This is a genomic window from Nocardia sp. NPDC059240 (genome assembly GCF_042753865.1).
Lineage (GTDB): Bacteria > Actinomycetota > Actinomycetes > Mycobacteriales > Mycobacteriaceae > Nocardia.
The window spans coordinates 64,902-80,290 of record NZ_JBHZAC010000012.1 but is presented as its reverse complement, the minus strand read 5'-3'; the positions used below and the strand labels follow the sequence as shown (position 1 = coordinate 80,290).

At 67.8% G+C, this 15,389-nt stretch carries 13 protein-coding genes and 1 pseudogene; 4 read left to right on the top strand and 10 right to left on the bottom strand.

Going from position 1 to position 15,389, the window contains the following annotated elements; genetic code table 11:
* Positions 1-52: 52 nt before the first annotated feature.
* The 3 genes from ACFXHA_RS35570 to ACFXHA_RS35560 all read right to left on the bottom strand — a co-directional run bounded on the left by ACFXHA_RS35570 (position 53) and on the right by ACFXHA_RS35560 (position 1,433).
* A complete protein-coding gene (locus ACFXHA_RS35570) occupies positions 53-487 on the bottom strand; it encodes a PIN domain-containing protein (RefSeq protein ID WP_379364058.1) in 435 nt (144 codons plus the stop codon).
* Complete coding sequence (locus ACFXHA_RS35565) at positions 484-732, bottom strand: ribbon-helix-helix protein, CopG family (RefSeq protein ID WP_379364056.1); 249 nt, start codon at positions 730-732, stop codon at positions 484-486. Before ACFXHA_RS35565 ends, ACFXHA_RS35570 begins: the two co-directional genes overlap by 4 nt.
* A gap of 116 nt (positions 733-848) precedes the next feature.
* Positions 849-1,433 (bottom strand): SUKH-4 family immunity protein, encoded by a 585-nt coding sequence (locus tag ACFXHA_RS35560; RefSeq protein WP_379364054.1) that lies wholly within the window; start codon positions 1,431-1,433, stop codon positions 849-851.
* A gap of 184 nt (positions 1,434-1,617) precedes the next feature.
* On the opposite strand from ACFXHA_RS35560, the gene ACFXHA_RS35555 reads away from it, so the two are divergent.
* From ACFXHA_RS35555 to ACFXHA_RS35545, 3 genes are read left to right on the top strand one after another with little or no spacing between them, the layout of a single operon-like run.
* Entirely contained in the window at positions 1,618-4,221 is a 2,604-nt protein-coding gene (locus ACFXHA_RS35555; RefSeq protein ID WP_379364052.1) for a hypothetical protein, read from the top strand.
* Between the two features lie 16 nt (positions 4,222-4,237).
* On the top strand, positions 4,238-4,660 hold the full coding sequence (locus ACFXHA_RS35550; protein ID WP_379364050.1) for a hypothetical protein: 423 nt from the start codon (positions 4,238-4,240) through the stop codon (positions 4,658-4,660).
* Complete coding sequence (locus ACFXHA_RS35545; RefSeq protein ID WP_379364048.1) at positions 4,657-7,206, top strand: Hsp70 family protein; 2,550 nt, start codon at positions 4,657-4,659, stop codon at positions 7,204-7,206. The genes ACFXHA_RS35550 and ACFXHA_RS35545 overlap by 4 nt, the downstream gene beginning before the upstream one ends.
* Positions 7,207-7,215: 9 nt before the next feature.
* On the opposite strand, the gene ACFXHA_RS35540 is transcribed toward ACFXHA_RS35545, so the two are convergent.
* The 4 genes from ACFXHA_RS35540 to ACFXHA_RS35525 are packed head-to-tail and all read right to left on the bottom strand — an operon-like array spanning position 7,216 to position 10,761.
* Positions 7,216-8,163, bottom strand: coding sequence for a glycine betaine ABC transporter substrate-binding protein (locus ACFXHA_RS35540; protein WP_379364373.1), 948 nt, complete (start codon positions 8,161-8,163; stop codon positions 7,216-7,218).
* 26 nt (positions 8,164-8,189) lie between these two features.
* Positions 8,190-8,966 carry an ABC transporter permease gene (locus tag ACFXHA_RS35535; protein WP_379364046.1) on the bottom strand — a complete coding sequence of 259 codons (777 nt, stop codon included), beginning with the start codon at positions 8,964-8,966 and terminating at the stop codon, positions 8,190-8,192.
* A complete protein-coding gene (locus ACFXHA_RS35530; RefSeq protein ID WP_379364044.1) occupies positions 8,963-10,117 on the bottom strand; it encodes an ABC transporter ATP-binding protein in 1,155 nt (384 codons plus the stop codon). The genes ACFXHA_RS35535 and ACFXHA_RS35530 overlap by 4 nt, the downstream gene beginning before the upstream one ends.
* Entirely contained in the window at positions 10,114-10,761 is a 648-nt protein-coding gene (locus ACFXHA_RS35525; protein ID WP_379364042.1) for an ABC transporter permease, read from the bottom strand. Before ACFXHA_RS35525 ends, ACFXHA_RS35530 begins: the two co-directional genes overlap by 4 nt.
* A 180-nt stretch (positions 10,762-10,941) precedes the next feature.
* Between ACFXHA_RS35525 and ACFXHA_RS35520 the strand changes: the two genes are divergently transcribed.
* Positions 10,942-12,366: a DUF1254 domain-containing protein gene (locus tag ACFXHA_RS35520; protein ID WP_379364040.1), complete on the top strand. Its 1,425-nt coding sequence runs from the start codon at positions 10,942-10,944 to the stop codon at positions 12,364-12,366.
* Between the two features lie 71 nt (positions 12,367-12,437).
* Here ACFXHA_RS35520 and ACFXHA_RS35515 read toward each other — a convergent pair whose 3' ends face one another.
* The 3 genes and pseudogenes from ACFXHA_RS35515 to ACFXHA_RS35505 all read right to left on the bottom strand — a co-directional run bounded on the left by ACFXHA_RS35515 (position 12,438) and on the right by ACFXHA_RS35505 (position 15,264).
* Positions 12,438-13,100 (bottom strand): methionine ABC transporter permease, encoded by a 663-nt coding sequence (locus tag ACFXHA_RS35515; RefSeq protein ID WP_379364372.1) that lies wholly within the window; start codon positions 13,098-13,100, stop codon positions 12,438-12,440.
* A gap of 257 nt (positions 13,101-13,357) precedes the next feature.
* A pseudogene (locus tag ACFXHA_RS35510) lies at positions 13,358-14,392 on the bottom strand (methionine ABC transporter ATP-binding protein); the annotation flags it as partial.
* Entirely contained in the window at positions 14,389-15,264 is an 876-nt protein-coding gene (locus tag ACFXHA_RS35505; RefSeq protein ID WP_379364038.1) for a MetQ/NlpA family ABC transporter substrate-binding protein, read from the bottom strand. The gene ACFXHA_RS35505 and the pseudogene ACFXHA_RS35510, both read right to left, overlap by 4 nt.
* Between the last annotated feature and the right edge of the window lie 125 nt (positions 15,265-15,389).

Here is a 15,389-nt window from a genome sequence, read left to right as displayed (position 1 = left end):
CCTCCCGGACAACCTGTCCCCCAACAGGATCCGGGAGGGACCGAATCAACGGTCAAAGATCATCCGGCAACACCCGAAACGCGTCGTGGGGCGTGAGCGGTGTTACCGCACGAAAGTCTCGACGATCCAAGGTCAACACGTCGGCCGTCTCGTATCGCTCGGCCAGCGCGATGTTCGTCGCATCGGTCAAGTCCAGGCACAGCGAGACATACCGCTTCTGCACCCGTCGCGCGATCCGGAGCACCGCAGCCGGAATTTCCGAGATCTCGATCCGCCCTGTGCGTTCCTGCGCCAGCAGCCAATCATTGACTCCGTAGGCGGCCTCGCGGTTCACATTTCGAGTGAGCACGTGCTCGATCTCGAGCAGGACGAGTGGAGAGACAACCGTAAGGGCTGCCTGCTGCAGAACCTTACGGGCTGCCTCATGGTCCGGTTCGGAGGCGTTGAACGCCGCGATCAAACCTGAGGTGTCACCAATCAGAATCACTGATCCTCCCTTGGATCGGTGATCGCATCCCGCACAGATCGATGAACCTCTTCGTCACTGATCGGCCGACCGAAGTCGACAACCGGAATATCCCAGTCCTCCTGCCAGCGCCGGCTGCGGATCGCGACGAGATGGAATGCCTCACGGAAGATTTCAGACTCCGGGCGACCTTCCCGCGCCGCCGCCTGCTTGATCAACTCCAGGTCGTTCTCGTCCACCATCACCGTCGTCTTCTTTAGGCCCATATGGTTATGGTACCCCCACCATAACCATGTCGCCGGGGAATCGCCCGACGCCTCACTCTCAGTGGCCCACCCGCCGACCACGGGTAGGACATCGCCTTGCTGAAACCTGTGCTGCCCTACTGCAGCTTCTCGGCGACGTAGCGCAGGGCCAGTTGCCAGGTCGGTTCGCCGGGCTCCCACTCCGAGTCGGGGTCGGGTGGGTCGAAGGCCATCGGGTCGGCGGCGAACATCAACTTCCGCAAGCGATCTTCGGCTCCCGGTCGGTAGGTGCCGTCCGGGACGAGGGCTTCGAAGTCGTAGTTGGGGCGCTCGGTCTCGAGCAGGTACAGGAAGTAGACGAAGGTTTCGAGGTTTTTGTTGAGGCGGGCGGGGATGCCGCCGTCGGGGATGCTGACGACCGTGCCGTCCGCGACGTCGAGGTAGACCACGTCGCTGGAAATGGTGCCGAGGCAGAGCCACCGGGCGGCGTCGAAGCCGAACTCGGCGCATTCCGTTACGAGGTCGTCATCCGAAAGGCTCACCTGCCCGGCGCGCAGCTCATCGGTCACGTCCAACCAGTCGATCGCGGGGAGCCCGATATCGCGCAAGATCGATCGGGCCGCCGGATCGGTGACGATGCCGAGTGCGTTCTGCGGCAACGTGATCAGCTTGCCGGGCGGGCATGCCGCCTCCAGCATCGATCTGTCGACCAGTTTGCCCATAACCCTCTCCTCGCTTCGGTGCTCATCATTCACCGTCGTGGTCGCGGCTGATTCTCGAGCCTGCGACGAGACCCACACCCTCCGAACGGGACGGGCAAATCGGATATTGTCGGGCCCGAGGGGGCGGGTCCGGGGGACGTCCCCGGCAGCTTGTTCCGTGCGGTTCCCGGCCAGGAGTGACGGCATGAAATGGCGCAGATCGCGTGACGAAGGCGAACAGCGGGCGGAATCCGAGCCGGTACGCGAGCCGGTCGCGCCGGTGCTGCCGGTGGCGATTTCGGCGGTCCGGCGGGGTTTTCACGAGCGGATGACGGCAGCCGAGGCGGAATCCGAGCCGAGTGCGCGGGCGAGAGCCATGCTGACCGGGGTGCACGAGTTTCTGGCGCTGGCCGAGGATGACGAAATCCTCGGGGAGCGGGCGGAGTTGCTGCGGCGGGTCCGCGAGATAGCGACGCTCGCGCCCGATGCCGGGGTGCGGCTGGTCGCACGGCTGACGGGGTGGTTCGGGCTCGACGAGGCGCTGGCGCGGGAGGCGCTGGGGGCCTGGATGACGCGACCGGAGACCGGGTCGTTCGGTGCGACCTGGTCGGCGGCGAGCGAACTGCTCACGGCGTCGGATTCGGTGACGGCGTGGCTGACCAATGCGGTCCTGGCCGCGCGATCTGAGTCGCCGACAGAGCAAGCCGAGAGGTCCGCGGTGTCCGGGCGGTTCCGGGAGCTGGCTCGCGGGTATCTGGTCGAGCTGGTGGACGGCGACTTCGACACCTATGAGTTCACCGGATCCACGTCGCCGGTGTGGCAGGTGCTGTACGCGCTGGGACCGGCCACGCGGCCGGAGTGGTTCCTGCTGTTCGGGGACCGGGCCGCCGGGCGCGGTGAGGAGGCCGAGGCCGCACGACGCTACGAGATGGCCGACCGGTTCGGCGGCGGCACCCATGCCCGCGACCGACTACGCAACCTGCACGACATCGGCGCGCATCAGCGCCTGCTCAACGGGGTGACCGATGCCGCCCTGCTGAAGGGGCCGGGCACGCCCAGCGCCTACCGGCAGCTGGTGATCGGCACGGCCGGCGTGCTGACCGGGAAAACCGCGAGCGCGGCCCTCGCCGAGGCCCAGCGCGACGGCGACCACAACGTCCGGCGGGCGGCAGCTTTCGTCTCCGCCTTGGATCGGCTTCGCGACGGCGACACGGAAGCGGCCCGGTCACGGTTGCGGGAGTTCCTCTCCGCAGCGGTGGACGGTAACGGGACGCTCGCGGCGGACGGGCCGGAAGCCAATGCCCGCCTGGTGCTCGGCGCGTTGGACCGCGACGACGCACTGATCACCGCCGGTGCGCGCCAACTGCTTTCGCGCTACCGGGAGCAGTGGCCCACCCATTCCCTGGTCGATGCCGCGACGGTGCTGACAGCCGTATCCCGCACCGACTCCGCGCTGTTGACCGAGCTCATCGGCGGCACGACCACCGGGCTGACAGGCGGCGCAACCACCGGCCTGAACGGTGCGGACCTCGACGCCATGCGGATCGACACCGCCCGTACGTATCTCGCCGATGCCGCACAGGCGGCGGTGTTCTCCCACTTCGAGGAGACCGACCGGCTTCTCACCCAGGCCGGGCTGTTACTGACCGGATCCGACAGTGACGCGGCAGATCAATTGCGCGACACCGCTACCCGCATCACCGACACCGTCGCGCGCCTACGCGCGAAATCGGCCCCGGAGCGCCCCTTGGACCGGCTGGCCTTCACCGCGCTACGGCAGAACGGCGAGATCCATCCCTGGACCGGCCCCGCCCTGCAGCTGTGGCAGGACTACGACACCGCCCACGGGCAGCACGGTGGCCACGCTCACGCGATAGCGCCGGACTCCTTGCACCACCTCGCGATTGCCGCGCACGCACGGGCCTACCAGCTCGAAATCGACGGTGACGATGCGGCTTTCGAGCAGTGGCGGCAGGCGCTCGGCTACTGGGCGCGACTGCGGGCCGATGATCGTTTCTGGGCGAGCCTGCGCACCCGGTTGGCGGCGACGGCCGGTGATGCCACGCCGGCGGAGGTGGCCAATGCGGTCGATGAGGCGCGCGGTGAGCTGCCCGCGCAGGTGCTCGAGCCGCATGTCAGCCTGGTACTGCAGCTACGCAAGGATGACTTGCCCAGGGCGCGAGCGCATCTGGAGCTGATTCGTACCGCGGCGTTCGCGCCCGAGGATATTTCCCGGGCCCGCACCCGGCTGGCCCGCGAGGCGGGTGCGGGCATCCGCCGGCTGACCCGCGAGGGCGATCTGGAGCGCGCGCTCGCCGAGGTAAGCGCCTGGATCGATATCGATTCCGATAATATTCCGCTGGCCGAGCAGGCCCTGGATGTCGGCATCGAGACCGCCGAATTCGAGCACCGCCGTTCGGATCGGGGCTGGGCCGAGCAGTCCCGCCCGGTATTGGAAGGCATCGCCGATCTGGTGGAGCCGATGCGCGCCCACCTGGGCCTGACCGCCCGCCAATTGGCCACCGGCCGCCGCCCGGCCACCGGGGAGACCGATCGCGCCGCCTTCGCCGCCAAGCTGGCCCGCTACGAGTTCTGGCACGGCACCGCCCTGGTGGTGTCCACCTACGATCGGCTCAAGCGCAACCCCTACGAGGATCGCACCGGATTCCGCCGGGGCGCAGGCCATCTCAATACCGCGCTCATGCTGGGCGTGCCCGCTCACGCCCCGTACAACAAGGCCCGCGAGATGCTGGTTGCCGCCGGGCAGCTGGAGCGTTCCATCCAGGGTCACGTGCTGGGCTTCCTCTAGTGAGATCGGACGAATCATGAATCTGTGGGCCTGGCGCGAGCGGAATCCGTACTACGAGACGGCTTTCCAGGTGCTCGATATCGACCCCACCGCCGATCGGGCGATGGTGCGCACCCGCATCGCCGCGCGCCGCAAGCGGATCTCCTACGACGCCAAACGCTTTCCACTCTTCGGCGAGATCCTCGACGTCCCGCGGATCAATGACGCCGAGCAGCAACTGGATACCCCGCGGGCCCGGCTGGCCGCCGAGCTGATCACGCACCGGCCCGAACCCGAGGGCGAGGATCTGCCCGAGCTGACCGAACTGCTCGAACTGGCCGGATCCCTGTCGACCACAACAGAATACGAAGCAGCGGCAGCGCCGAGCGGCGGTCTCGAACTCGACTACCGCGTACTGCCCCGGCTGCTGCCCGGCCCCACCGAGGAGACCCCCGCATGAGCATCGTCGCCGGCATCGACCTCGGCACCACCAACTGCGCCATCGCCGTCCCCGCCGACGCCGACATCCCGAATCGGCAGGCGCTCATCGACTCTCGCCGGTTGCGGCCGCTCGGCGGGGCGCTGCTGGTGGCCAATCCGGATCTGTCGCTGACCACCCCGTCCGCGGTCTGGATCGCCCCCGACGGCACCCCGCTGGTCGGCGCGGCCGCCAAACGCAAAGCGCGCCAGGCCGGTGCGCCGCCCGCCATGTTCTTCAAGCGCAATATGGGCACCGATCAGCCGGTGGTCGCGGGGCATGCCACGCTCACGCCGTTGCAGGCGTCGGTGCATCTGCTGCGTCACCTCAAGGCCGTGGCCGAGGAGACGCTGGGTGTCGCCCTGGACCGCGCGGTGATCACGGTCCCCGCCTACTTCGAGACCAGCGCCAAGACCCAGACCACCCAGGCGGGCGCGCAGGCCGGTCTGGAAGTCGCCGAGACGCTGATGGAGCCGGTGGCCGCCGCGCTCGCCCACATGCACGAATCCGGCGGCGCGAGCGCCGAACGCAAACGCTTCCTGGTCTACGACCTCGGCGGCGGCACCTTCGACACCTCGGTGGTGTCCTGGGATCCCGACGACGGCTTCAGCAGCCGTTCCTTCGGCGGCGACCGGTACCTGGGCGGCTACGACTTCGATCAGGCCATCGTGGACTGGATGATCGCCCAGCTGCCCGCCTATGACCTGCACGCCGAACCCGGCGACGCGGCCGACGCGGAACGGCTGGCCCGGCTGCTGTCGCTGGCCGAATCCGCCAAGCACGACCTGACCCGGGAGACCGAAACCGACATCATCAGCCAGGATCTGGAGGACCGGACCGGGCAGCCGATGAGCATCAACCTGCCGTTGAGCCGGGCCGAATTCAACCGGCTGATCGAGGGTTTCGTGCGCGGCACCCTGGAGCACTGCACCGAGGCCCTCACCAAGGCCCGTCTCACCCACGCCGATCTGGACGAGATCGTGCTGGTGGGCGGCTCGTCGCGGGTGCCGCTGGTGGCCGAGTTGCTGGAGCAGCGCTTCGGCGTCACCCCGCGGCTGTTCCATCCGGAGCTGGTGGTGGCGGTCGGCGCGGCGCTCAAGGCCGCCAATCTGGCGACCCGCAGCAGTGTCCTGGAGCTGGAATCCTTGGTCCCGGAGGGCGATTCGGTGGATATCGCGGGCCGGGTGCTGCTGTCGGAGATCACGGGTACCGAGATCGTGGTCGAGGTGCTGCCCACCGGTGGCGAAGCCCTGCGCGAACAGATCACCGATCCGGCGGGAACCTTCCTGTTCATCGAGGTGCCCGTGGGCGAAGTAGTGCTGCGGGTGCTGGCCGACGGCCGCGAGATCGCCACCGAGACGCTCGGCGTGCGCGCCGAAACAGCTTCGGCGGTACCGGATCTGGCAGGCGATATCCTCGCCCACGACTTCTCGGTGGAACTGCTCGATCGTCGCCTGTGCCGAGTGGTGCAGGCGGGCACCAAGATTCCGCATCGCGTCCAGCAGCGGCTGGAAACCGCCACGCGTGGAACCACGGTGGCGGTGCGGCTCTACGAGGGCTGGATCCCGATCGGCCTGGTCAAGATCCGGGACCTGCCGGAGGATCTGGAACCGGGCGCGGCGGTCGAGCTCACCCTCGAATTCGCCGTCGGCTGGACCATTCACGCCGCGGTCCGCATCCCGCACCTGGATCGCAGCGCCACCGCCGTGATCGAGATCCCGGTCCGCGAAGTGGCCTCCTGGGACGAGATCCGCGCCCGCACCGCCGCCGCCCGCACCGACTGGCGACAGATCCAGCGCGAGGCGCACCACGCCGAAGCGGCCAAGGCCCGTCCGGAGGTGGAGGGCCGGCTCACCGCCCTGGAACCGCTGGTGGGGCGCACCCAGGATCAGGCCAAGGCCCATCACCTGCTGTTGGAAGCGGAGACCATCCTGCGCGGCCTGATCGAGAGCCGCGGCCCGGAGGACTACCTCGAACCGCCGCTGGCCGACTTCGAGGAGAGCCTGCGCGATATCGCCGCCCTCATCCTGTTCCTGCAACGCGAGGAGGCCGAGAGCGCGCCCATGTACCGGCTACGCCGCGACGACCTGGAGCAGCAGGGCCGGGCAGCCTACGACGCGGGCGATTTCGTCGTCTGGCCGCGCGTCAACGAGAAACTGAAGGATCTGGAACGAGAAATCCTGCAGATCCCTTCCATCCGCGAGGTCGTCGTCATGCAGCAGACCCCGAGCCTGCTCCGTAGCTGGCTGAAGGAGCGCGTCGACGCCGCCGACATCGCCATCCGCCGCAAATACGGTGAGCTGCAGAACGATTCCCGCGTGGACGCCCAGGACCGCGTGCAGCTCCCCGGTCAGCGCGACGACCTGCTCGCCGACCTGTCCGCCATCTCCTTTGCGGTCGAGGAGGTCGACGCCAAGCGCCCCTCGGCCCCCGAACAACTCCGCAATATCTACTACGACCGGCTCCGCCCCCTCGAACACCGCATCAACGGCTGGGGCCGCGAAGCAGGCATGCGCCAATCCCAGTGAGCCGGCGCGTCACTGGGCGGTGACGAAGCCTTGGGCGACCATCCAGTCGCGGGCGACGTCGGCGGGTTCACGGCCGTCGACGTCGACCTGGCGATTGAGATCGGTGATGACCGGGTTGGTGAGCAGGGCGGAGATGGGGGCCATGACGGTGGCGATGTCGGGGTGGGCGCGGTTGAAGTCGGCGCGGAGGACCAGGGCCGCATTGTATTTGGGGAAGAAGGAGCGGTCGTCCTTCAGGAGCACGAGGTCGAGGGCGGGGATGCGGCCGTCGGTGGCGGCGACCGAGCCGAAGCGGCATTGACGGGCGTCGGCGGTGGCCTGGTAGACGAGGGCGTCCTGGACGATCTGCTTGTGCACCTTGCCGGTGTCGATGCCGTATTTGGCTGCCATGCCGGGGAATCCGTCGGGGCGGACATTGAATTCGGTGCCGACGCAGGTACCGGCCGCGCCGGGGTCTTTCGCGATCAGGGCGGCATAGTCGGAGAGTGTGGCGACGCCGGTCTCCTGCGCGGTATGTGCGCTGGTCACCATCGCGTAGGTGTTGTTCATCGGGGCCATATCGGCCCACACCATGCCGTGGGCGGCGAGGTCGGCGTCGCGGACCTGCTCGAACTGCCCGCGTTCATCCGGGACAGGGGTCTCCTTACCGAGATAGTTCACCCAGCCGGTGCCGGTGTAGTCGAAGGCCACATCGATCTGGCCGTGCAACTGTGCGTCTCGAAGACTGTTGGAGCCTTGGATATTCGTCAGATCGCGCACATTCGCACCGGCGGCGGACAAGGCGAATTCGATGAGGTAGCCGAGGATGTTCTGCTCGGTGAAATCCTTGGACCCGACCGTGACCGTCACCCCGTGCAGCGCGGCTATGGGGCGGATACTGCCCGGCCCCACCCGCAGCGGCACGGCGCTGCCGGACTCGAGGCCGCAGCCGGTCAGCACCAGCAGCAACCCGATCATGAGGCAGCCCAACCGTTTTCCGGATCTCACCGCAGCCCCCTCGGCCCGAGGAAACGCTCGGCCAGCGCCCCGAGCCAGTCGACGAGCAGCGCCAGCGCCACCGCGAGCACCGCACCCACCACCAGCGTGACGTTGTCGCGCAGCTTGTATCCGGTATCGATGAGGATTCCCAACCCACCAGCACTCACCAGGAACGACAGCGTCGCCGTGCCGACGGCCAGCACCAGCGAAGTCCGCAGCCCCGCCAGAATGTACGGCACGGCCAGCGGAAACTCGATGCGCCGCAACACCGTTGCCGCGGACATACCCTGCCCGCGCCCGGCATCCACCACGGTCGGATCGACCTGCCGATAGCCGAGAATCGTATTGCGCAGCACCGGAAGCAGCGAATAGAACGCGATCGGCAGGACGCCGATCCAGAATCCGGTGGTGCGGGTGACGAGATAGAACAACACGATCAACCCGATCGCGGGAGCGGCGGCCCCGATATTGGCGATGCCAATGAAAACCGGTGCGAGACGCCGGAATCCGGGCCTCGTCACCAGCGTTCCCAACGGCACCGCCACCGCGAGCACGATCGCCACCACCGCGACCGTGATCTCGATGTGCTGCCGAGTGACGGTCACGATGTTGTCCGCGTTCATGCTCGCCCGCTGTGTCACGGTCAAAGTCCGGCTGAAGGCCCAGACCAGCACACCACCGGTCAGCACGATGACGAACAGCGGCTGCACGAGCAGCCGCAGGCGTTCAGCGCGTCGCGCGGTCGCCGTGCTCGCCGGTCCGGCAACGGTGCTCGCGGTCATGGGAGCGACTCCCCCGCTTCCGGCTGCGCGGCCCGCAGCGTGGACAAATGCGCGACCAGGGTGTCGATCGTGATGAGGCCCGCGTATTCGCCACGCGCGCCGGTGATCACAGCGGTGGCGTTCTGCCGGCCGAGCAGTGACTCGAGCGCATGCTGCAGCGTCGACCGCGCGGACAGCGCCTGTCCCACCGGGTCGCCGACGTCGCGCAGGGATGCCGCCGTAGCGAGTTGCTCGGCCGACACCCACCGAAGCGGCCGCCGCTCCTCGTCCAGAATGAGCGCCCACGGCCGATCCGCCAGCGCGGCGCGCAGCACCTCGACCGGTTCGTCCTCGACGGCGACCGGGCAGCCGTCGAGCTCCACCTCCCCGACCCGAGTGAGCGTCAACTGCTTGAGCGAGGCGTCCGCGCCGACGAATCCCGCGACCGTCTCGTCCGCCGGGCCGGCCAGGATCGCGGCCGGTGTGTCGTACTGCAGGATCCGGGATTGGCTGCCGAGCACCGCGATTCGGTCACCGAGTTTGATCGCCTCGCTGAAATCGTGGGTGACGAACACGATCGTCTTGCCCAATTCGGCTTGCAGGCGCAGCAATTCGTCCTGCAACAGCCCACGGGTGATCGGGTCGACCGCGCCGAAAGGCTCGTCCATCAACAACACCGGCGGATCGGCGGCCAGCGCGCGAGCCACCCCGACCCGCTGCTGCTGCCCGCCCGACAGCTGGCGCGGATATCGCCGCCGATACGTGTCGGGATCCAGTCCGACCAACGCCAGCATCTCGTCCACCCGCGCGGCCGTGCGCTTGCGGTCCCAGCCGAGCAGCCCCGGCACCGTGGCGACGTTCTTGGCGACCGTCAGATGCGGGAACAACCCGGCCTGTTGGATGGAATACCCGATGCCGCGCCGCAATTCGTCCGGGTTCATGGCGGCGGCATCGCGCCCGCCGATGGAGATGGTGCCCGCGCTCGGCTCGATCAGGCGGTTGATCATGCGCAGCGTGGTGGTCTTGCCGCAGCCGGACGGTCCGACCAGCACCACGATCTCACCCGCCGGAATGGTCATCGATACCGCGTCGACGGCCGGATCGGGCTGCCCCGCATAGTATTTGGCGACCTTGTCGAGCACGATCTCGACTCCGGACACGTCGGCGGTCATCGCAGCCCCTTCGAGGTGGTGAAACGTCCGATGAGCAGGAATACCCCGTCGAGCATCAGGGCGAGTACGACCACGAGCACCGTCCCGGTCAGGGCCTGCGGCACCGCATTCGGACTGCCCAGCCGCGACAGGCCGGAGAGAATGACATTGCCCAGTCCCGGCCCCTTCGCGTAGGCGGCCAGCGCGAGAATTCCCATGATCAACTGCGTGCTCACCCGCATGCCGGTCAGGATCGCGGGCCAGGCCAGCGGCAGTTCGATCACCGCGAGCACTCGCCACCGGTTCATCCCCACCCCGCGCGCGGCGTCCACCACGGCCGGATCCACCGAGGACAATCCGATGATCGCGTTGCGCAGTATCGGCAGCAGGGCGTAGATCACGAGCGCCGTGACGGTCGGCGCCACCCCGAGCCCCAGCACCGGAATCAGCAACCCCAGCAACGCGAACGACGGCACGGTCAGCACCGCACTGGCCGCCGCGGTCGCCGCCGACGATCCCAGCGGGCTGCGATACACCAGCACGGCGACGGCCACCGCCACCACGGTCGCGATGATCAGCGACTGGACCACGGCCGACACATGCAGATACGAATCGACGAGCAGCTGATGCCGCCGCGTCACCAAGAACCTCCACAGCGCGTCCATCGTCCCCACCTTCCGGATCCCGCTGTCTCGGAGACTATCCCGGACCCGGCTCCCCCACGCGGGAACGAGATCAGCCGGGCGCAGATACGCCGGCTCCGACCACCCCGGCAGTACGGTAGCTAATAGTTAGCCACTATACTTGCAGTGCTACTGCAAGAACCCGAGTCAGAGGTGGTATCCATGGATCTTCCGAGTACCGGTGGCGACAACGGCCGCCGCGTCAACCGCCGCATGGCCATCGGTCTGGGCGCTGCGGCGGTGGCCGCCCTCGGCCTGACCGCCTGCGGCAAATCCAGCAGCGGCTCGACCGCCACCAGCACCACCGCCGCCTCCACCGATCCGCACGAGATCGCCGCCGACGCCTACGTCTTCGGATTCCCGCTGGTCCTCATGGACGTGACCCGCGAAACCGGCGGCCCGGCAAACCAATTCGTGCACCAGAGCCCGCCCACGCCCGAGGAGAAGCAGGTCGTCCGACTGAACCTGGACACGCTCTACTCGCAGGCCTGGCTGGATCTGCGCGCCGAACCGATGGTGGTGCAGGTGCCCGCCATCGAGGCAGGCCGGTACTGGCTCATGCAGTTCATGGACGCGTGGACCAATACCGTGCACGACCCCGGCAGCGTGAACCCGCGGCTCGCGAACGGCGCACCCCACCCGCCCTACACCTACCTGCTCACCGGGCCGAGCTGGAAGGGCACGGTACCCGCCGGAATGACGCAGCTGGCCATGCCGACCGGCACCACGTGGCTGCTCGGGCGCATCGAATACAAGGGCGACAATGACATCGACAATGTGCGCGCCCTGCAGCAGCAGCTGAAGCTGGCCCCGCTCAGCGTCTGGAACGCGGACCCCACTGCGGTCCAGGGCGGCCCGGGCGCGCAGCCCGCCGGCGGCGGTTCACCCGCGCAGACGGTGGCGCAGATGGACGGACCCACCTTCTTCAACCGCATGTGCGCGGTGCTGGCGCTGAATCCGGCCACGCCCGACGATGCCGACGCCATGAAGCGCTTCGCCACCATCGGCCTCACCCCGGGCGCGACCGTGAACCCCGCGTCCACAGACATGCTCAACGCCGGGGTGACCGCCGCTCACAAACAGATTGCCGCCTACCGTGATCCCAAGGCCCAGAACTCCAACGGCTGGACCTTCGACCTCAATGTCGGCACCTACGGCACCGATTACCCGCTGCGCGCCCAGGTCGCCGCGGTCGGCCTCGGCGCGAATCTGCCCCGCGACGCGGTGTATCCGACCATCAACGCGAAGGCCGAGAGCGGCAACCGATTCCGCATCACCTTCCCCAGCGGTCAGCTGCCGCCCGTCGACGCGTTCTGGTCGATCACCGCCTACGACGCGCAAAGTTATCTGATCCAGAATCCGGCGCACATCTACTCCGTCGGACACCTGGTTCCGCTCACCCCGGCGGCCGACGGCACGATCGAGATCGTCGCGCAGAGCGCCGATCCCGGGCCGGACGTGCCGGCCGGACACTGGTTGCCGATCCCGGAATCCGGCGACTTCTCCCTCACCTTGCGGTTGTACGCACCGAAAGACACTGTGCTGAACGGCAAGTGGCAGGTGCCCGCATTGGAGAAGGTGTCCTGACCGACCCCGCCGGGCCACTGCGCCCCTCATCGGCGCAGCACCCGGCGGGTTATCGACGCGGCACTCGCGAGCTACCGGCGCAGGACCCGGCGGGCCAGGAAGTTCCCCAGGAACTGAATGCCCTGTACCCCGGCGATGATGATCAACGTCGCCACCAGCGTGACCTGCCAGTCGAAGCGCTGATACCCGTACACGAGCGCGAAATCACCGAGCCCGCCGCCACCGACCGTGCCCGCCATCGCCGACATGTCCACGATGGCGATCACCACGAAGGTGTACCCGAGTACCAAGGGCCCCAACGCTTCCGGAATCAACAGCGTCAGAATGATCCGCACCGGCCCGGCCCCCATCGACCGCGCCGCCTCGATCACCCCCGGATCCACGGTCACCAAATTCTGCTCGACAATCCGCGCGATCCCGAACGAGGCAGCCACGATCATCACGAACGCGGCCGCATCCGTCCCGATGGTCGTCCCGATCACCTTCAACGTCACCGGCCCCAACGCGGCCAGCAGAATAATGAACGGAATCGGCCGCACCACATTCACCAGCACGTTCAGCACCAGATTCACCGGCGCGTTCGCCAGCAACCCGCCCTTGCGCGTGGTGTACAGCAGCGACCCCAGCACCAACCCGATGGTCCCGCCCACCACAAAGGTCAACAGCACCAAATAGATCGTGGTCCCGACCGCCTCGCTCAGCACCGGCCGCAACCGATCCCAATCCGTATGCACGGCAGCCAGATTGCTCACCGCGTCCACCGAACCTCCGACGCTGCCCCCGCTTTCGATCACCGGCCCGATCATGCGCTCCTCCGCTCGTTCTCGGCTTCGAGGCCCGATTCGGCCGCCGCGCCGGTCCCGTCCGACCCTGTCGCGTCCGAGTCCGACCGGGGCCCGTCCTCAGCCGTGGCTGCCCCGGTATTCTCATCCTCGGACCGCCCCGCCGCTGGTGCCGCGCCTCGCGGTGCCGTTGGTCCGGCGGTGTCCACCACCGCGGCCCGTGCGGCCAGTCCTTGCGCCACCCGCTGCACCGCCTCGTCCGGGCCGTTCAGGGCGAGGGTGAGGCTGCCGAATGTCCTGTCCTGCAGGGTGCTCACGCCGCCGAAGACGACCTCGACGGTGACGCCTTCGGCCGCGGCGGTGGAGAGAGCCGCACCAATGCCGTTGTCGTCATCGACCGCCACGGTCACCAGGTAGCCGGTGTGGCGTTCGGAGAGCCGCGCCAGTTCCTCGTTGGTCGGGCGATTGTGCAGCACGGTTTCGACGAAGGATCGGGTCGGTACCGCGGTCGGAGCGGAAAACACGTCGAAAGTGCTGGCCAGCTCGACGATTCGGCCTTCGGCAAGTACCGCGACGCGGTCGGCGACCGCACGGATGACGTCCATCTCGTGGGTGATGACGACGATGGTGACGCCGAGTTCGCGGTTGATCTTGCGTAGTAGGCGCAGCACCTCCCCGGTGGTTTCCGGGTCCAACGCGGAGGTCGCCTCGTCGGCCAGGAGCAGCGAAGGGGAGGTGGCCAGGGCGCGGGCGATGCCGACGCGTTGTTTCTGGCCGCCCGAGAGCTGGTCGGGGTAGCTGCGGGCCTTGTCCGAAAGGCCCACGAAATCCAGCAGTTCCGCCACGCGGGCCTTGCGGCGGGCGCGCGGCCAGCCCGCCACCTTCAGCGGGTACTCGATATTGCCCGCTGCGGTGCGTGAGCGGAACAGGTTGAACTGCTGGAAGATCATGCCGATATCGCGGCGCAGGTGCCGCACCCGGGATTCCGGGACCCCGGTGATGGGGTCGCCGGAGACCAGAATGGTGCCCGTCGTCGGCTTCTCGAGCGCGTTGATCAGCCGCACCAGCGTGGACTTGCCCGCGCCGGAATAGCCGATCACACCGAAGATTTCACCCTGCTCGATGCGCAGATCGATGTCGTCCAGCGCGGTGTGCGTCTGCTTGCCGGTCCGGAAAACCTTGGTGACCGAACGGAATTCGACGGCGGCGGCCGATTCGGTTGCGGCAGTGCCGGCGTCGCTCACTTGCTGTCGCGGATGGTCTGCTGCACCCGCTGCAGGATCTGCTCCAGCTCCGGACCGCTCTTCTTCACCTCGACCGCGGTGCCCTTGGAGTCCTCGGCTTCGGCCTTCTGCACCTCGGGGCTGTGGAAGATGTCCACCAGCTTCAGATACGTCGCATTGTTCTTGTCCGCGGCGCGGGTGACCAGCGCATTGATGTACGGCGCGGCCCCCGGATTGCTCGGATCATCCTTGTACAGCGCGCTGTTCGGGTCGATATCGGCCTTCGCCAGGTAGGTGTTGTTGACGATGGAGCCGTCCACCGACACCAGCGACAGCGCGGTCTGCGCGGCGTCGACCGGGGTCACCTTCACCTTGGAGGCGCCCTTGTCGATATCGGCGGGCGTCGGCTGCGCCTTGTCGCCCGCGAGCTTCAGCAGCCCGGCCGCCTGCAGCACGAACAGCGCCCGCGCCTGGTTGGTCGGATCGTTCGGGATCGCGATCTCCCCGCCCTGCGGGATCTCCGCGACCGACTTGTGCTTCTTGGAGTACAGCCCCAGCGGCACGATGTAGGTGGCCCCGATCGGCGTCAGATCCTGATTGTTGGCCACGTTGTACTGGCCCAGGAACTGCAGGTGCTGGAACAGATTGACGTCGACCTGTTTCTGCGCCAGTGCCGTATTGGGCTGCGAGTAGTCCGAGTAGTGGACGATGTCGAGGTTGATGCCCTGTTTCTTGGCCTCGTCCTTGAACACGTCCCAGTGCGGATCGGATTCGGTGGTGCCGATGCGAACCGTATTGCCGGCGGAGTCGTCGCTGCTGCCGCAGGCCGTGAGGGTGAGGCTCGCGACGGCTGCTACCAGGACCGGGATCGCCAGTACCCGATGGAATTTCACTCGTGCTCCCGCATGCTGCTGTGTGATGGGTGGAAATCGAACCCGGCCATGCAACCGTGCGGGCAATCGGCGGGCAATGATTGCGATCCGGGGGAGCCAAACGGTTCCGGTGCCCGCGAACCCTC

Coding starts and splice junctions, on each gene's coding strand:
- ACFXHA_RS35550 (WP_379364050.1), top strand. CDS start 4,238: ATGAATCTGTGGGCCTGGCGCGAGCGGAATCCGTACTACGAGACGGCT.
- ACFXHA_RS35555 (WP_379364052.1), top strand. CDS start 1,618: ATGAAATGGCGCAGATCGCGTGACGAAGGCGAACAGCGGGCGGAATCC.
- ACFXHA_RS35540 (WP_379364373.1), bottom strand. CDS start 8,163: ATGATCGGGTTGCTGCTGGTGCTGACCGGCTGCGGCCTCGAGTCCGGC.
- ACFXHA_RS35525 (WP_379364042.1), bottom strand. CDS start 10,761: ATGGACGCGCTGTGGAGGTTCTTGGTGACGCGGCGGCATCAGCTGCTC.
- ACFXHA_RS35520 (WP_379364040.1), top strand. CDS start 10,942: ATGGATCTTCCGAGTACCGGTGGCGACAACGGCCGCCGCGTCAACCGC.
- ACFXHA_RS35535 (WP_379364046.1), bottom strand. CDS start 8,966: ATGACCGCGAGCACCGTTGCCGGACCGGCGAGCACGGCGACCGCGCGA.
- ACFXHA_RS35530 (WP_379364044.1), bottom strand. CDS start 10,117: ATGACCGCCGACGTGTCCGGAGTCGAGATCGTGCTCGACAAGGTCGCC.
- ACFXHA_RS35545 (WP_379364048.1), top strand. CDS start 4,657: ATGAGCATCGTCGCCGGCATCGACCTCGGCACCACCAACTGCGCCATC.
- ACFXHA_RS35560 (WP_379364054.1), bottom strand. CDS start 1,433: ATGGGCAAACTGGTCGACAGATCGATGCTGGAGGCGGCATGCCCGCCC.
- ACFXHA_RS35565 (WP_379364056.1), bottom strand. CDS start 732: ATGGGCCTAAAGAAGACGACGGTGATGGTGGACGAGAACGACCTGGAG.